Consider the following 16,003-nt stretch of genomic DNA (forward strand, 5'->3'; position numbering starts at 1 on the left):
CATAGCATTATTAGACTATAGTTGCGGTTTTTTTAAGTGCAGTTATGCTGTCTGTTCCGAAGGCAGGTGGAAAGCATGTCTTGGATTAAGAATAGACCACTTAAAATTGTCCTTCGCATTCAGTTGTTGGTCACGTTAATTGCAGCGTCAGTTTTCTGGATTATGACGGATTTGCATGGCGGAATTTCAGCGCTGCTTGGTGGACTGATAAGCGTAATTACGACTGCAGCATACGCAGTAATGGTGTCCCAGCATAGCGGTTTTACGGCGGGTGCAGCACTCAGAACGGCGTTGAGAGCAGAAGCTGTCAAAATAATCTTGACGATCGGTTTTTTGTGGGTTGTTTTTAAATGCTACGAAAGCGTTAATGCATTTGTATTTATTGGAACTTTTATACTGATTGTTCTGATTTATAGTTTGGCGCTTTTGATTGCAGATGATACAAAGTCAAAAATAAGATAAATTCTTCATAGCGAAATAGGCAGTACATGGCATCCGAAACAGAACTTACTCCAACATCATACATTGATCATCACCTAACCTATTTAACAGCGAAAGTAAGTGAAGGTTCATTCTGGGTACTTCATGTTGATACATTGGTTACTTCCATAATCCTTGGCGTCATTAGCTTTGGTTTTATATGGCTGGTTGTGCGTAAAGCGACTCCGGGAGTTCCCTCAAAAACCCAGGCATTCGTCGAATTGGCTGTTGAGTTTATTGATAATGAGGTGAAGAACACCTTCCATGGTAATCGGCATGCGTTGGTGGCACCCATGGCACTAACTATATTCGTGTGGGTGCTGATGATGAATGCCATGGATATTTTGCCAATCGATATTATGGCATGGATTACTGAAAATGTTTTTGGTATGCATAATTGGAAAATTGTGCCGACGACCGATGTCAATACAACCTTTGCTCTAGCATTGTCAGTTTGGTTTTTGATGCTTTTCTTCAATGTAAAAGTAAAAGGGATCGGCGGGTGGATGCATGAGCTTTTCTGTACGCCATTCGGAAAGAGTCCATTGCTGTGGATATTAAATTTGCTATTCAATTTTATTGAATACGTATCCAAGCCACTTTCACATTCATTGCGGTTATTTGGAAATATTTATGCCGGTGAAATTATATTTTTGCTGTTGGGAATGTGGGCGGCAACGGGTGTGTCAGGTACTATCTTTGGGGCAATTCTGGGTGCTGGCTGGGCGATTTTCCACATTCTGATTGTGACTTTGCAGGCCTTTATCTTTATGATGCTGACAGTGGTTTATATCTCAATGGCGCATGAGTCTCATTAAAATCTAAAGTTTTTTTGTTGTATTTCATTAATCTTTATAGAAGGAAATTAAAATGGAGAATTTGCAGTTTTTAGCAATGATTCAAGCATATACTGGAATTGGTATTGGTTTGATGATCGGGCTTGGTGCGGCTGGGGCTTGTATCGGTGTGGGTGTTATGTGTAGCCGTTTCCTTGAAGGTGCAGCTCGCCAGCCGGAGATGATTCCAACTTTGCAAGGCAAGGTGTTTTTATTGCTAGGTCTGACTGACGCGTCTTTCATTATTGCTGTAGGTTTGGCGATGCTGTTTGCATTTGGTAATCCATTATTAGCAGTGATTCAGTAAAAGTTTCATTGTTTCAATCTGAGTTTATAGGCTTGTCATGAATATTAACTTTACTTTAATTTCTCAGGCGGTAGCCTTCTCCGTTTTTATTTGGTTCACTGTTAAATATGTATGGCCGCCATTGTTGCGTGCGATTGAGGAAAGACAAAAAACAATTGCAGATGGATTGGCCGCGGGAGAGCGCGGACGCCATGAGCTGGAGTTAGCGAGTCAACGTTCGTCCGATGTATTAAAAGAAGCGAAACAAAAGGCATCGGAAATAATAGTTCAAGCTGAGAAGCGTGCTTCAGAGCTTATTGAAGAAGCCAAAAAAGCTGCAAAAGAGGAAGGCGATCGGATTGTTGCAGGCGCAAAAGCGGAAATTGAGCATGAGATGTTCAGTGCAAAAGAAGTGTTGAGACAACAAGTTGCGGATATCGCGCTTGCAGGAGCAGCAAAGATTTTGCGGCGCGAGATAGATGCAAATGCACATGCAGAGTTACTTAATACGATACGGGATGATCTAAAATAATGGCAGAAGCAATTACAGTTGCCAGACCTTACGCAGAAGCAGTTTTTAGGCTTGCCTTAGAAAGTAAGGACCTGTCTCAGTGGTCTAAGATATTGCAGATTGCCGCCGAAATAGCTCAAGATGATCAGATCAAGTTGCTGGTAGGAAATCCATTGGTGTCAGCAATACAATTGAGTGAGCTAATCCTTGAAATTGGCGGAAAAAAATTTACGCGGGAAGCTCGCAATTTTATCAAGCTAATGGTTGAGAACAAGCGAGTGCATGTGATGCCCCAAGTGATGGAATTATTTGAGCAACTAAAAGCACAGCACGAAGGCGTATTGGAAGCGAAGATCATTACAGCTTTTAAACTGGAAGGCGGGCAGCTGGATAAATTGGTAACTGATTTAGAGAAAAAATTCAATCGCAAGGTTGAGGCTCAAGTGAGTGTGGATCCCGAAATAATTGGTGGTGTGAAGGTTGAAATAGGTGATGAAATTTTCGATGCTTCTGTACGTGGAAAACTTGAAGCAATGACCATTGCCCTTAAAAGCTAGGAGTTAATAAAATGCAGTTAAATCCATCCGAAATCAGTGAATTGATTAAGAAAAGGATAGAAGGACTAACAGATACGGCAGAAGTCCGTACGCAAGGTACCATTGTTTCCGTAACAGACGGGATTGTTCGCATTCACGGTTTATCGGATGTGATGCAGGGCGAAATGCTGGAGTTTCCGAATAACACCTATGGATTGGCACTGAATCTGGAAAGAGATTCTGTGGGTGCAGTTATTTTAGGTGCGTACGAGCATATTCGGGAAGGCGATACTGCTAAATGTACAGGACGTATTCTTGAAGTTCCGGTAGGTGAAGGCCTGTTGGGTAGAGTTGTGAACGCTCTGGGACAACCGATCGATGGTAAAGGACCAATTACGGCTGCGCGATCTGAACCCATAGAAAAAATTGCCCCGGGTGTTATCTGGAGACAGTCTGTTGATCAACCGGTGCAAACCGGATTGAAGTCTGTAGATTCGATGGTGCCTGTGGGCCGCGGGCAAAGGGAATTAATCATTGGTGACCGGCAAACGGGTAAAACCGCGGTGGCAATTGATGCGATCTTGAATCAAAAAGGTCAGAACATGATGTGTATCTATGTTGCTGTTGGTCAGAAAGCATCTTCAATTGCAAATGTGGTTCGTAAATTAGAAGAGCGCGGAGCAATGGCGTACACGATTGTGGTTGCTGCAACTGCTTCGGAATCTGCAGCAATGCAATTTATCGCGCCTTATTCGGGTTGTACCATGGGCGAGTATTTCCGGGATAGAGGGCAGGATGCGCTGATTATATATGATGACTTGACAAAGCAGGCTTGGGCATATCGCCAAATCTCACTATTGCTGAGACGTCCGCCTGGTCGGGAAGCTTACCCGGGGGATGTGTTTTATCTTCACTCACGCTTGCTTGAAAGGGCTGCTAGAGTCAGTGCGGCCTATGTCGAGAAAGAAACAAATGGGCAGATAAAAGGAAGAACGGGTTCACTGACGGCTTTGCCGATCATCGAAACGCAAGCGGGTGACGTAACAGCATTCGTTCCAACAAATGTTATTTCGATTACTGACGGGCAAATTTTTCTTGAAACAGATTTGTTTAATGCGGGTATTCGCCCCGCGATTAACGCGGGTGTTTCTGTATCACGTGTAGGCGGTGCGGCGCAGACGAAAGTTATTAAGAAACTTGGCGGTGGCATTCGGTTAGCACTAGCGCAGTATCGTGAGCTTGCGGCATTTGCTCAATTTGCATCGGATCTTGACGAAGCGACCCGAAAGCAGCTTGAGCGCGGAAAAATGGCTACAGAACTTATGAAGCAACCTCAATATGCTACGCTCAGCGTATCGGAAATGGCACTGACATTGTATGCCATCAATAATGGTTATTATGATGATGTAGAAGTGAATCGTGCTTTGGCATTTGAAGCTGCTTTGAAGAGCTATATTCGGGCTCAGCACGGTGCAATCTTAGACAAGATTGAGCAAAGCAAAGAGCTGGATGCCGAAACTGATAAAGCTTTAGCATCAGCAATTCAAGAATTTAAGCAAAGTGGAACATATTAGCAATGGCTGGTAGCAGAGAGATACGAAACAAGATAAAGAGCGTTAAAAATACGCAAAAGATTACGCGCGCTATGGAAATGGTGGCGGCATCGAAAATGCGTAAAGCTCAAGATCGTATGAAAAAAGCACGGCCTTATGGCGAAAAAATTCGGGATGTCGCAGCTCATATGAGTCGAGCTAATACCGAATATCGCCATCCTTTCTTGATAGAACGTGATACGGTTAAACGGATTGGCGTAATTATCGTTACATCAGACAAAGGCCTGTGCGGTGGTTTGAACACCAATATACTGCGTAAAGCTGTGAATCAGATGAAGCGTTGGCAAGCAGAAGGCGAACAAGTAGAAGTAAGCTGCATCGGCAATAAAGGCTTGGGGTTTATGAGCCGGATAGGTGCAAATGTAATTTCACAAGTTGTCGCACTCGGAGATACGCCAGATATAGAGAAACTCATTGGAGCGGTAAAAGTGGTGCTAGATGGGTATACGCAGGATCGCTTCGATCGTGTATTTATTTTTTATAACCGTTTTATCAATACAATGAAGCAAGAACCGATCATGGAACAACTGCTTCCATTGACGGATGAACGAATACAGGGTTCTGAATCATCTGGTGAGAAAGTAAAAACAGCGTGGGATTACATTTATGAACCTGAGGCGAAGCCGGTGATTGATGATGTTATGGTGCGCTATGTTGAGGCTCTGATCTATCAAGCTGTAGCTGAGAACATGGCATCTGAGCAATCGGCTCGAATGGTGGCAATGAAAGCAGCATCTGATAATGCAGGAAATGTCATAGATGAGTTGACATTAATTTATAACAAGTCTCGACAAGCAGCAATTACAAAAGAATTGTCCGAAATCGTCGGGGGCGCTGCAGCCGTTTAAAAATTTTTGTATTAGTTTAGGGAACAACAATGAGCCAAGGAAAAATTGTACAGTGCATTGGTGCGGTAATTGATGTGGAGTTTCCGCGGGAATCTCTTCCGAAAGTCTACGATGCATTGATAATGGAAGGATCAGAACTTACACTAGAAGTGCAACAGCAGTTAGGTGATGGAGTGGTAAGAACAATCGCACTCGGTTCTTCCGATGGTTTGCGTCGTGGGATGATAGTTAAGAATTCTGGTAAACAAATTTCAGTACCAGTGGGTGCTAAGACACTTGGACGTATCATGGATGTTTTGGGGCGCCCTATCGACGAGATGGGTGATATCGGTGCTGATCAACAAATGTCAATACATCGGGAAGCGCCAGCATTTGATGAACTCGCCGCCTCTACCGAACTATTAGAAACCGGTATCAAGGTGATCGATTTGATCTGTCCGTTTGCTAAAGGTGGTAAAGTTGGTTTATTTGGCGGTGCCGGCGTTGGTAAAACCGTCAATATGATGGAATTAATCCGCAATATTGCGATTGAGCATAGTGGTTATTCGGTATTTGCAGGTGTTGGAGAGCGCACTCGCGAGGGTAATGATTTTTATCATGAAATGAGAGAGTCAAAAGTTCTTGATAAAGTTGCATTGGTTTACGGTCAAATGAATGAACCGCCTGGCAATCGCTTGCGTGTAGCTTTAACCGGATTAACGATGGCTGAAGCATTTCGCGATGAAGGCCGGGATGTATTGTTTTTCGTCGATAATATCTATCGCTATACCCTGGCGGGAACAGAAGTATCGGCTTTGTTGGGACGTATGCCTTCAGCCGTAGGATATCAACCGACTTTGGCGGAAGAGATGGGGCGTTTACAAGAACGGATTACATCAACCAAAACTGGCTCGATCACCTCGATACAAGCGGTATATGTGCCAGCAGACGATTTGACGGATCCATCACCCGCAACGACTTTTGGTCACTTGGATGCAACGGTGGTGTTATCACGGGATATTGCTTCATTAGGTATTTATCCTGCGGTTGATCCGCTTGATTCGACGTCTCGGCAATTAGATCCCCAAGTGGTCGGAGAAGAACATTACAATACCGCACGGTCTGTACAGCAAACTTTGCAACGCTATAAAGAATTACGCGATATCATCGCGATTTTGGGCATGGATGAGTTGTCTGCCGAAGATAAGCTAGCGGTTAGTAGAGCACGGAAAATTCAACGCTTCTTATCGCAGCCGTTTAACGTTGCGGAAGTATTTACTGGATCACCAGGCAAATATGTATCATTGAAAGATACGATTAAAGGTTTTAAAGGCATTGTGGAAGGTGAATACGATGATTTACCTGAACAAGCTTTTTATATGGTTGGCAGTATCGAAGAAGCAGTCGAGAAAGCTAAAACACTTCAATAATTTTCGAGTGATGTAATGGGAACTGTATTTCATCTGGATATCGTAAGCGCCGAGGAATCAATTTATTCCGGACCAGTGGAATTTCTGGTGGCACCTGCTCAAATGGGCGAAGTGGGTATTTATCCGCGGCATACGCCACTATTGACAAGAATAAACTCAGGCATGGTTCGTATCAAAGCACAGTTAAAAGATGAAGAATTGGTGTATGTTTCTGGAGGTGTGCTCGAAGTTCAACCTGATGTAGTAACTATTCTTGCAGATACAGCGGTTAGAAGCCACGATCTGGATGAAGCTAAAGCGATCGAAGCGAAACGAGCAGCTGAAGAAGCGATGAAGAATCGGGAATCTGAGTTGGATTATGCTAAAGCACAGGCGGAATTGATAGAAGCTATGGCACAGTTAGCGGCAATCGACAAGTTAAGAAAACGCAGGCATTAAGAATATTTTTTTAACAAAAAAGGCGACTTAAGTCGCCTTTTTTGTTTCTATCATTTGCGTGTGATTATAGAATAGATACATTTCTTTTAAATGTAACAATGGCGATGAGCAAGCTGCTAGAGACTGCTACAAAAATTTATGTCGTCGTACTTGCAGCTGGTGCGGGAAAACGAATGCACTCGGCGTTGCCAAAAGTTTTGCACGAAGTTGCTGGTCGTTCTTTGATTCGGCATGTTGTTGACACAGCGCAGTCGCTAAAACCAGAAAAAATTTGTATTGTCATCGGTCACGGCGCCGCACAGGTCAAACAGTCGTTAACAGCTGCAGAAATCACTTGGGTTAATCAAGCTCAGCAACTAGGTACTGGGCATGCGCTGCTACAAGCATTACCTCATTTGGATGTGGATGGGATTACATTAGTGTTGTATGGCGATGTTCCTTTGATTAGCCAAGATACTTTGCATAAGTTGATTCATGTATCAGCGAGCGAGTATTTGACGATCCTTACAGCTAAATTTGCTGACCCATTCGGTTACGGAAGAATTGTTCGAGATCCGGTTACTTCAAAAATCACGGCGATCGTTGAACAAAAAGATGCTACACAGGAACAGCAAGATATTAATGAGATAAATACAGGCATTATGCTGGTACCGAATACTCTTTTGCATTCTTGGCTTCCGCAGCTAAAAAATAATAATTTGCAGCAAGAATATTATCTGACAGACATTATAGATTTGGCGGTTAAAGCTGGACTCGAAATTAAATCGTTCGAAGCTGAGAAAAAATGGGAGGTTTTGGGGGTTAACAGCAAATCGCAACTCGTTGAGCTTGAACGCATTTATCAGACGAATTATGCATTCAATTTAATGGAAAAGGGAGCGAGGCTGCTGGATCCAGCGCGAATTGATATTCGTGGAGAGCTACAATGCGGTTCAGATGTTTCAATTGATATTAATTGTATTTTTGAAGGCTCCGTGATTCTTGGAGATTCGGTTCAGGTTGGTGCGCACTGTGTTTTAAGGAATGTCAAGATCGCTGCTGGCGCAATTATTCAACCTTTTTGTTTGATCGAAGATGCAGAGATTGGAGAAGCATGCAAAATTGGCCCATACGCGAGAATTCGCCCAGGGTCAAAACTGGATAGCCAAGTGCATATAGGGAATTTTGTTGAAGTAAAAAATAGTCAAATTGGACGATTGAGCAAAGCCAATCATCTAAGTTATATTGGAGACTCAACGGTCGGTCAAAATGTTAATATTGGTGCTGGAACAATAACTTGTAACTACGATGGTGTTAACAAATATCGCACAGTAATTGAAGACGATGTATTTATTGGTTCTGATACACAGCTAATTGCACCGGTAAAGATTGCAAGGGGTTCAACAATCGGTGCCGGGTCTACAATTACCAAAGAAACACCGGAAAATCAGCTAACGTTGTCGAGGTCAAAGCAAGTCAGTATCTCGAACTGGAAGCGTCCCGAAAAAAATAAATAATGCATAGTGCCCGAAGTATTCAAATATACAGTGTTTTTATTTATGGGTAAGATGACAAAAAAAGTAGATAAAACGCTTCCTAAAATTTGATAATAGGGATCGACTGCTAATCAAAATGCTGATTATTTGAATCTGCGCATCGCGTCAGATTGGATAATGCTTGTAATCAAATACTTAAACAATAAATGAGAATATTCATATCTGAGTGCAATGTGATTGCGCAATCAATAATATAAGGAAACTAAGTAATGGCTGGTCATAGTAAATGGGCTAACATCAAACACAAGAAAGCAGCGCAAGATGCCAAACGCGGCAAAGTGTTTACCCGGCTTATCAAGGAGATAACGGTGGCTGCAAGAATGGGCGGTGCTGATCCCGAAAGCAATCCTCGGTTGCGGTTGGCGGTTGATAAAGCCTATGATCAGAATATGCCCAAAGATAATATCGAGCGAGCGATTAAACGTGGCAGCGGAGCACTTGAAGGGGTCGATTACGAAGAGATCCGGTATGAAGGTTATGGCATCGGCGGTGCTGCAGTAATGGTCGATTGCATGACGGATAATCGTGTCCGTACGGTTGCCGATGTTCGCCATGCTTTTACCAAATACAGTGGCAATCTAGGGACCGATGGTTCGGTTAGTTTTCTTTTCAAACATTGCGGCCAACTAATTTTTGCTCCAGGAACCAATGAAGAGCAGCTCATTGACGCAGCACTCGATGGTGGTGCTGAAGATGTGATTAGCAATGATGACGGCAGTATAGAAGTTATTACTGCGCCTTATGATTTTATCAATGTGAAACAAGCGCTGGAGAAAACGGGATTCAAAGCCGAACACGCCGAAGTGACAATGAAGCCAAGTACCGAAGTGGTGTTAACCGGTGACGATGCAGTAAAAATGCAAAAGCTTTTGGATGCATTAGAGAATCTTGACGATGTTCAGGATGTTTATACTACTGCAATGATTAATCAGGATTAATTGTCTTTACGATAGGTGAAAAAATTCGTATTCTCGGTATAGATCCAGGTTTGCGTATCACCGGTTTTGGAGTGATCGAGAAAAATGGCGGTCAATTGACTTATGTTTGTAGCGGAAGTGTTAAAACATCGGAAGGTGATCTACCGTCGAGATTAAAAGAAATATTAGAAAATGTCCGTGATGTGATTGAACAGTATCAACCCGATCACGTCGCTATCGAGCAAGTCTTTGTCAATATAAATCCTAAGTCTACGCTTTTGCTGGGACAAGCGCGTGGCGCAGCTATTTGTGCGGCTGTGGCGAATAATTTAAAGGTAGCCGAATATACTGCCTTACAAATCAAACAAGCAGTTGTTGGGAAAGGGCATGCAAGCAAAGACCAGGTGCAGCAAATGATAGTGCGGTTACTGAATCTTCCGGCCCACCCGAGTTCCGATGCGGCTGATGCGTTGGCTTGTGCGGTATGTCATGCGCATGGAGGACTGGGTTTAGGTAAGATTTCAACGGCAGGGTTTCGCATGAAGCGGGGGCGGTTAGTTTGATAGGACGGCTGACAGGAATATTGATTGAGAAACGTCCGCCGCAGGTGCTGTTGGACGTGCATGGTATTGGCTATGAGATTGATGTTCCAATGAGTACTTATTATGATCTGCCCGCGAATGGGATGGAGGTAACGCTTTATACACATTTGTCGATCCGTGAGGATATGCATTTATTATTTGGTTTTGCAACGGAGCCGGAACGGCAAGTTTTCCGGCAATTGATAAAAGTATCCGGTATTGGGGCTAGAACCGCACTCGCTCTGCTATCCGGATTAAGCGTGCAGGATTTCTATCAAGCTGTTGGCGCTCAAGATAGCGCGTGCTTAACAAAAATTCCAGGGATAGGAAAAAAAACTGCTGAACGACTATTACTGGAATTACGCGATAAACTTGATTCCAAGGTGATCGGGGTTGGTGCCGCGCAGTCAGCATCAAGGAATGGTAGTGATATGCTGAATGCATTGTTATCACTGGGTTACAATGATCGAGAAGCAAATTGGGCCGTCAATCAAATTTCACCGGAAATATCATTAACCGATGGGATTCGTCAGGCACTGCAATTACTCTCAAAGGAAAGGTAGCATTTATTCTACGGGGATTTAGATATGATTGAAGTTGATCGGCTAATTACCGCCCTGCCCTCGTCCTCGCATGAAGAAGTGCTTGAACGTGCGCTTCGTCCAAAGCAACTGCAAGAATATATCGGGCAAGAAAAAATTCGAGAACAGTTGCAGATCTTTATCGATGCTGCAAAAAAACGCCATGAAGCACTCGATCATGTATTGCTGTTTGGTCCGCCAGGACTCGGCAAAACCACACTTGCACATATTATCTCGAAAGAGATGGGGGTTAACTTACGGCAAACATCTGGTCCGGTTTTGGAGCGCCCTGGCGATCTGGCGGCTTTGTTGACTAATCTCGAACCTAACGATGTATTGTTTATTGATGAAATTCATCGCCTTTCGCCAATGGTGGAGGAAATTCTTTATCCAGCGCTGGAAGACTATCAATTGGATATCATGATAGGCGAAGGGCCTGCGGCACGATCCGTTAAGCTGGATCTGCCATCTTTCACGCTGGTGGGGGCTACGACCCGGGCGGGGATGCTTACAAACCCGCTTCGAGACCGATTTGGGATTGTATCTCGATTGGAATTTTATACTGCCGAAGAACTTTGCAAGATTGTTATGCGATCAGCTGGGCTGATGAATGTCAAAATTTCAACCGACGGTGCATTTGAGATCGCGCGACGCTCTCGCGGGACGCCGCGAATCGTAAATCGCTTGTTACGCAGGGTTCGCGATTATGTGGAAGTTAAAGCGGATGGACAAATTTCTCGTGAGTTGGCAGATGCAGCCTTAAGAATGTTGGATGTCGATGCGATTGGACTGGACGTGATGGATCGGAAACTTCTGCTGGCAGTTTTAGAGAAATTCGAAGGTGGCCCCGTGGGAGTAGATAATCTTGCCGCAGCTATCGGAGAGGAACGAGATACGATTGAAGATGTATTGGAACCCTATCTGATTCAGTTGGGGTTTTTGAAACGTACATCGAGAGGTCGTGTAGCGACAGCAGCAGCATTTCAGCATTTTGGTTTCATGGTTCCAACCGCTGAGGCTGCCGGTAATCTTTGCGAAAGCGATCGTCAATAACCTCTCAACAGTGAGTCATTAGTCTATGCAAGTTCATACACTGCGTTTTGTAGTCGCCGTATTATTAACCATGGCTATCATGTTGTTTTTTTATACCAGCCGTGAGAAAGATTATTACAGTAAAAGTGCCGAACCCGCCATCAAGCAGATTCTTATTGAAATCTCCAGCTGGGAAAAACCGGTTTTTTTACATCATCTGGCCCCAGAAACCAAGCAAACCATCAACGATGAAGAATTTGATAAATTGATGGAGCACTATCGAAGTTTTGGTCGACTTCATTCTTTGGATGAGCTTAATTTTTCCAGAACGATGAGTGCATTTTCGTTGATTGGTGAAAAACGCATTAATTATTCCGGTGATGCAACTTTTGATTCTGGACCGGTGAGTTTGAATATCACTTTAGTCGAACGAGGGGGATACTTCCTTGTCTATAGTTTTGCTTTGGCAAAAGCAGAAAAGTAGTCAATGAAATAAATGACAACAAAATCCATGATATTATGACTTGAACTATATCAGAGATATAGTAGTCTTATTTGCCGCTAGATTAGCATGTTTTTTTATATGGAGGCTATTTCAAAATGAACCAAAATTTTTCATCAGTAGCACAAAGCCCATCATCGGCACTAGCTATCAATAAAGTATTACGTAATACCTATATGTTGTTGGCTATGACTCTGCTGTTTAGTGGCTTCACTGCTGCGGTGTCAATGGCGCTGAAAATGCCACCCATGACATATTTGATTTCAGTTATCGGCGGTATGATCATTGCGATGTTTGTATTGCCGCGCTTTGCTAATTCATCATTTGGAATCGGCATTGTTTTCCTGATTACAGGTCTTCTAGGATTTGGCTTGGGGCCGGTGCTGACCATGTATGCTTCATTACCGAATGGTGGCAATATCATCACTTTATCGTTAGGTGGTACAGGTGTTATTTTCACGGGCTTGTCTGCTTATGCGTTAGCTACCAAAAAAGATTTCAGCTTTTTAGGCGGTTTTTTGATGGTAGGTTTTTTGTTGGTACTTTTAGCGGCGTTAGCCAATATTTTTCTTCAAATACCGGCAATGTCGTTGATGATATCGGCTGTGGTGATCATGATAATGAGCGGTTTTATTCTTTACGATACAAGTCGCATCATACACGGCGGTGAAACCAATTATGTATTGGCTACGATCGGTTTATACATGACAATTTTCAATATCTTCATTAGCTTGCTACAAATTTTAGGCATTATGAATAATGATGATTAATGATTAGTTTAAGTTGTCATCAAACAAAACCCCGGTTTGACCGGGGTTTTGTTTTTTCCCGTTAACAAATAGTTTGACGAGGTGAATTAAAATGGATTGGATGCAGATTGTTTCGGCTCTGGCGTTAATAGCCTTTATCGTTATTCTTCTTCCGTCAGCGCGTCAGATGATAAAAAATAGCCCAAAGGGATCATCATCTGACTGGATGAGTTTCATAATTCCGATTTCCGCGGTAATTTTGTTTATCCTGCTATTAATTAAGTTGGTTTGAATCGGATATTTATGGAGTTGGAATCAGAATAATAACCGGTCTTTCAAATTCATTTATGACAATACCATTTTATAAACATGGGAATATTGCTATAAAAATCATGATTTTCCCTTGTTTGAGTAACTGCGGCATGCTAGAATTTCCCTTCGATTAATTAGCATGTAGAAGTGTTCTATAACTAATAAAATCTAAGTTGCGGATAAAAAGGAAATTCGGCCAAGGAAATGAAATTATCGTCAATCATGGTGTGGTTTTAACGAAACAGGATTCTGGCGTATGACTTCCGTGAGATGGCTGAACAGGATAAGCGTTCAGGTTGTAGCGTTATAAGTCGTACCTGAAATCTGTAAAATTAGTAATCATGTGGGGGGGAAATATGAGAAGTAAATCAGCAGCAACCCTGGCGGGGGTATCCGCTCTCGCTTTGTACTCAAGTATGGCGGTAGGGTCCAAGTATAATTTGCCCGAGCCCCAGAGTGTCATAGCGAAAGATATTTATGATATGCATATCTGGCTTATGTGGATATGTTTGGTTATTTTTATTGGTGTTTTTGGTGTTATGTTTTATTCAGTGCTCAAACACCGTAAGTCTCTTGGTTATAAAGCAGCAAATTTTCATCATAGTACTGCCGTTGAGATTGTTTGGACGGTAATACCTTGTCTTATTCTTGTCGTAATGGCGTGGCCGGCGACAAAAACCGTCATCGCCATGAAAGATACTTCAAGTCCTGATATAACCATCAAGGCAACTGGATATCAGTGGATGTGGGGTTATGATTATTTGCAAGGTGAAGGAGAGGGCATTAGTTTCTTTAGCAAATTGACTACGCCTCGCGCGCAAATTGAAAACAAAGCACCGAAAGGGGAAAATTACCTGCTGGAAGTGGATAACCATGTAGTTGTGCCTGTCGGTAAAAAAGTGCGGGTTATTTTAACGGCAAATGATGTGCTCCATGCGTGGTGGGTTCCTGCGCTGGGCATTAAGCAAGATGCGATCCCTGGTTTTATACGTGATACTTGGTTCACTGCAGACAAACCAGGTATTTATCGTGGGCAATGTGCGGAGTTGTGCGGCAAAGATCATGGATATATGCCGATTGTGGTGGAAGTGATGGAAGCGGGTGAGTATAGCAAGTGGGTTGCAGCTCAATCATCTGCGGTTAAAACATCAATGCATGTAGAAAATAAGTAAAAGGAGATAAATATGGCAGCAGTACATGGTGACGCACACGGTCACGAGCATGATGACCATCATCCAAGCGGGATTATGCGCTGGATTACAACAACTAATCATAAAGACATCGGAACGATGTATTTGTGGTTCAGTTTTGCAATGTTTTTGGTCGGTGGAACCTTGGCGATGGGAATCCGTGCCGAGCTATTTCAGCCCGGTATTCAGATTCTTGAGCCGGAGTTGTTTAATCAATTTACAACGCTGCATGGTTTGATAATGGTGTTTGGCGCCATCATGCCTGCATTTGTTGGTTTTGCTAACTGGCAAGTGCCGCTGATGATCGGTGCGCCAGATATGGCGTTTGCGCGGATGAATAACTGGAGTTTTTGGTTATTACCTGTAGCTGCAACGTTATTGGTGAGCTCATTCTTTGTTCCCGGTGGTGCGGCAGCAGGTGGTTGGACATTCTATCCGCCGCTGTCAACGCAAGGTGGTTTGGGTGTTGATCTGATGATTTTCTCAGTGCATATCTTGGGTGCATCATCAATCATGGGTTCGATCAACATCATCACAACCATTCTGAACATGCGTGCGCCTGGCATGACGTTAATGAAAATGCCAATGTTTGTTTGGACATGGTTGATTACTGCGTATTTGCTGGTGCTCGTAATGCCAGTTCTAGCAGGTGTTGTAACCATGTTGTTAACCGATCGTCATTTTGGAACAAGCTTCTTCAATGCAGCGGGCGGTGGTGATCCGGTAATGTTTCAACACATATTTTGGTTCTTTGGACACCCGGAAGTGTATATCATGATTCTGCCTTCTTTCGGTATTGTGTCTGAAGTGATTCCAACATTCTCACGTAAACCATTGTTTGGATATTCATCGATGGTTTATGCAACAGCATCAATCGCGATTCTGTCGTGTGTTGTTTGGGCGCATCACATGTTTACTGCAGGTATGCCGACAGTTGGTCAGTTGTTCTTTATGTACGCAACCATGTTGATTGCCGTGCCAACAGGTGTGAAAGTGTTTAACTGGACAGCTACGATGTGGCGCGGCTCGATGTCTTTTGAGACGCCAATGCTGTTTTCTATCGGTTTTATTTTCTTGTTCGTAATCGGCGGTTTCAGCGGTGTGATTTGTGCAATTGTACCGATTGATATTCAAGTACAAGATACGTATTACGTTATTGCGCACTTCCACTATGTTCTGGTTTCTGGTTCTTTGTTTGCATTGTTTGCGGGTGCTTACTACTGGATACCGAAATGGACAGGCCGTATGTACAACGAAACTCTTGGTAAATGGCATTTCTGGTTGTCAATGTTCTTCTTTAATTTGACATTCTTTGTGCAGCATTTCTTGGGGTTAGCGGGTATGCCACGCAGAATTCCTGACTATAATCTGCAATTTGCTGATTTCAATATGATTTCAAGTATCGGTGCATTTGGGTTTGGATTAACTCAGCTTCTTTTCCTCTACATTATGATCAATTGTATTCGTAGTGGTGAAAAAGCGCCTCAAATGCCATGGGATGGTGCAACAACTTTGGAATGGACGCATTTGCCAACACCTGCGCCTTACCATAGCTTTGAAAAGCCACCTATTGTTAAGTAAATAAAAGCAGATAGGAACTCGTATGTCACAGGAAACAGATTTAAAGCGTAAGAAACTTAAAACAGC

At 43.1% G+C, this 16,003-nt stretch carries 18 protein-coding genes; all 18 read left to right on the top strand.

What is annotated here, in order from left to right; genetic code table 11:
* Positions 1 to 75 precede the first annotated feature (75 nt).
* Positions 76 to 462 carry an ATP synthase subunit I gene (locus RBH92_RS00715; protein ID WP_307932836.1) on the top strand — a complete coding sequence of 129 codons (387 nt, stop codon included), beginning with the start codon at positions 76 to 78 and terminating at the stop codon, positions 460 to 462.
* 26 nt (positions 463 to 488) lie between these two features.
* Positions 489 to 1,298, top strand: coding sequence for a F0F1 ATP synthase subunit A (gene atpB, locus RBH92_RS00720; protein WP_307932837.1), 810 nt, complete (start codon positions 489 to 491; stop codon positions 1,296 to 1,298).
* Positions 1,299 to 1,350: 52 nt separating this feature from the next.
* On the top strand, positions 1,351 to 1,623 hold the full coding sequence (gene atpE, locus RBH92_RS00725; protein WP_046848906.1) for a F0F1 ATP synthase subunit C: 273 nt from the start codon (positions 1,351 to 1,353) through the stop codon (positions 1,621 to 1,623).
* 37 nt (positions 1,624 to 1,660) lie between these two features.
* The gene (locus RBH92_RS00730; RefSeq protein WP_292922049.1) at positions 1,661 to 2,134 is read left to right on the top strand and encodes a F0F1 ATP synthase subunit B; all 474 of its coding nucleotides are present in this window, start codon (positions 1,661 to 1,663) and stop codon (positions 2,132 to 2,134) included.
* Entirely contained in the window at positions 2,134 to 2,670 is a 537-nt protein-coding gene (locus RBH92_RS00735) for a F0F1 ATP synthase subunit delta (RefSeq protein WP_307932838.1), read from the top strand. The genes RBH92_RS00730 and RBH92_RS00735 overlap by 1 nt, the downstream gene beginning before the upstream one ends.
* An 11-nt stretch (positions 2,671 to 2,681) precedes the next feature.
* Positions 2,682 to 4,223, top strand: a complete 1,542-nt coding sequence (gene atpA, locus RBH92_RS00740; RefSeq protein ID WP_292922047.1) for a F0F1 ATP synthase subunit alpha — start codon at positions 2,682 to 2,684, stop codon at positions 4,221 to 4,223.
* Between the two features lie 2 nt (positions 4,224 to 4,225).
* The gene (atpG, locus tag RBH92_RS00745) at positions 4,226 to 5,110 is read left to right on the top strand and encodes a F0F1 ATP synthase subunit gamma (RefSeq protein WP_307932839.1); all 885 of its coding nucleotides are present in this window, start codon (positions 4,226 to 4,228) and stop codon (positions 5,108 to 5,110) included.
* Between the two features lie 29 nt (positions 5,111 to 5,139).
* A complete protein-coding gene (gene atpD, locus RBH92_RS00750) occupies positions 5,140 to 6,519 on the top strand; it encodes a F0F1 ATP synthase subunit beta (protein ID WP_307932840.1) in 1,380 nt (459 codons plus the stop codon).
* A 15-nt stretch (positions 6,520 to 6,534) separates the two neighbouring features.
* Positions 6,535 to 6,957, top strand: coding sequence for a F0F1 ATP synthase subunit epsilon (locus RBH92_RS00755; RefSeq protein WP_292922043.1), 423 nt, complete (start codon positions 6,535 to 6,537; stop codon positions 6,955 to 6,957).
* A gap of 104 nt (positions 6,958 to 7,061) precedes the next feature.
* Positions 7,062 to 8,453 (top strand): bifunctional UDP-N-acetylglucosamine diphosphorylase/glucosamine-1-phosphate N-acetyltransferase GlmU, encoded by a 1,392-nt coding sequence (gene glmU, locus RBH92_RS00760; RefSeq protein ID WP_307932841.1) that lies wholly within the window; start codon positions 7,062 to 7,064, stop codon positions 8,451 to 8,453.
* Positions 8,454 to 8,701: 248 nt separating this feature from the next.
* Positions 8,702 to 9,430, top strand: coding sequence for a YebC/PmpR family DNA-binding transcriptional regulator (locus RBH92_RS00765; RefSeq protein WP_307932842.1), 729 nt, complete (start codon positions 8,702 to 8,704; stop codon positions 9,428 to 9,430).
* Positions 9,431 to 9,453: 23 nt separating this feature from the next.
* On the top strand, positions 9,454 to 9,972 hold the full coding sequence (gene ruvC / locus RBH92_RS00770) for a crossover junction endodeoxyribonuclease RuvC (RefSeq protein WP_307933985.1): 519 nt from the start codon (positions 9,454 to 9,456) through the stop codon (positions 9,970 to 9,972).
* On the top strand, positions 9,969 to 10,553 hold the full coding sequence (gene ruvA, locus RBH92_RS00775; protein WP_307932843.1) for a Holliday junction branch migration protein RuvA: 585 nt from the start codon (positions 9,969 to 9,971) through the stop codon (positions 10,551 to 10,553). Before ruvC ends, ruvA begins: the two co-directional genes overlap by 4 nt.
* A gap of 24 nt (positions 10,554 to 10,577) precedes the next feature.
* Positions 10,578 to 11,624: a Holliday junction branch migration DNA helicase RuvB gene (gene ruvB / locus RBH92_RS00780; RefSeq protein WP_307932844.1), complete on the top strand. Its 1,047-nt coding sequence runs from the start codon at positions 10,578 to 10,580 to the stop codon at positions 11,622 to 11,624.
* A 25-nt stretch (positions 11,625 to 11,649) separates the two neighbouring features.
* Positions 11,650 to 12,087: a hypothetical protein gene (locus tag RBH92_RS00785; RefSeq protein ID WP_307932845.1), complete on the top strand. Its 438-nt coding sequence runs from the start codon at positions 11,650 to 11,652 to the stop codon at positions 12,085 to 12,087.
* 116 nt (positions 12,088 to 12,203) lie between these two features.
* Positions 12,204 to 12,875, top strand: coding sequence for a Bax inhibitor-1/YccA family protein (locus RBH92_RS00790; RefSeq protein WP_307932846.1), 672 nt, complete (start codon positions 12,204 to 12,206; stop codon positions 12,873 to 12,875).
* A gap of 647 nt (positions 12,876 to 13,522) precedes the next feature.
* The gene (gene coxB, locus RBH92_RS00795) at positions 13,523 to 14,338 is read left to right on the top strand and encodes a cytochrome c oxidase subunit II (protein ID WP_307932847.1); all 816 of its coding nucleotides are present in this window, start codon (positions 13,523 to 13,525) and stop codon (positions 14,336 to 14,338) included.
* A 12-nt stretch (positions 14,339 to 14,350) separates the two neighbouring features.
* Positions 14,351 to 15,937 (top strand): cytochrome c oxidase subunit I, encoded by a 1,587-nt coding sequence (gene ctaD, locus RBH92_RS00800; protein WP_292922035.1) that lies wholly within the window; start codon positions 14,351 to 14,353, stop codon positions 15,935 to 15,937.
* Positions 15,938 to 16,003: the final 66 nt, after the last annotated feature.

Origin of the sequence: Nitrosomonas sp. sh817 (assembly GCF_030908545.1) — a bacterium.
Taxonomy (GTDB): Bacteria; Pseudomonadota; Gammaproteobacteria; order Burkholderiales; family Nitrosomonadaceae; genus Nitrosomonas.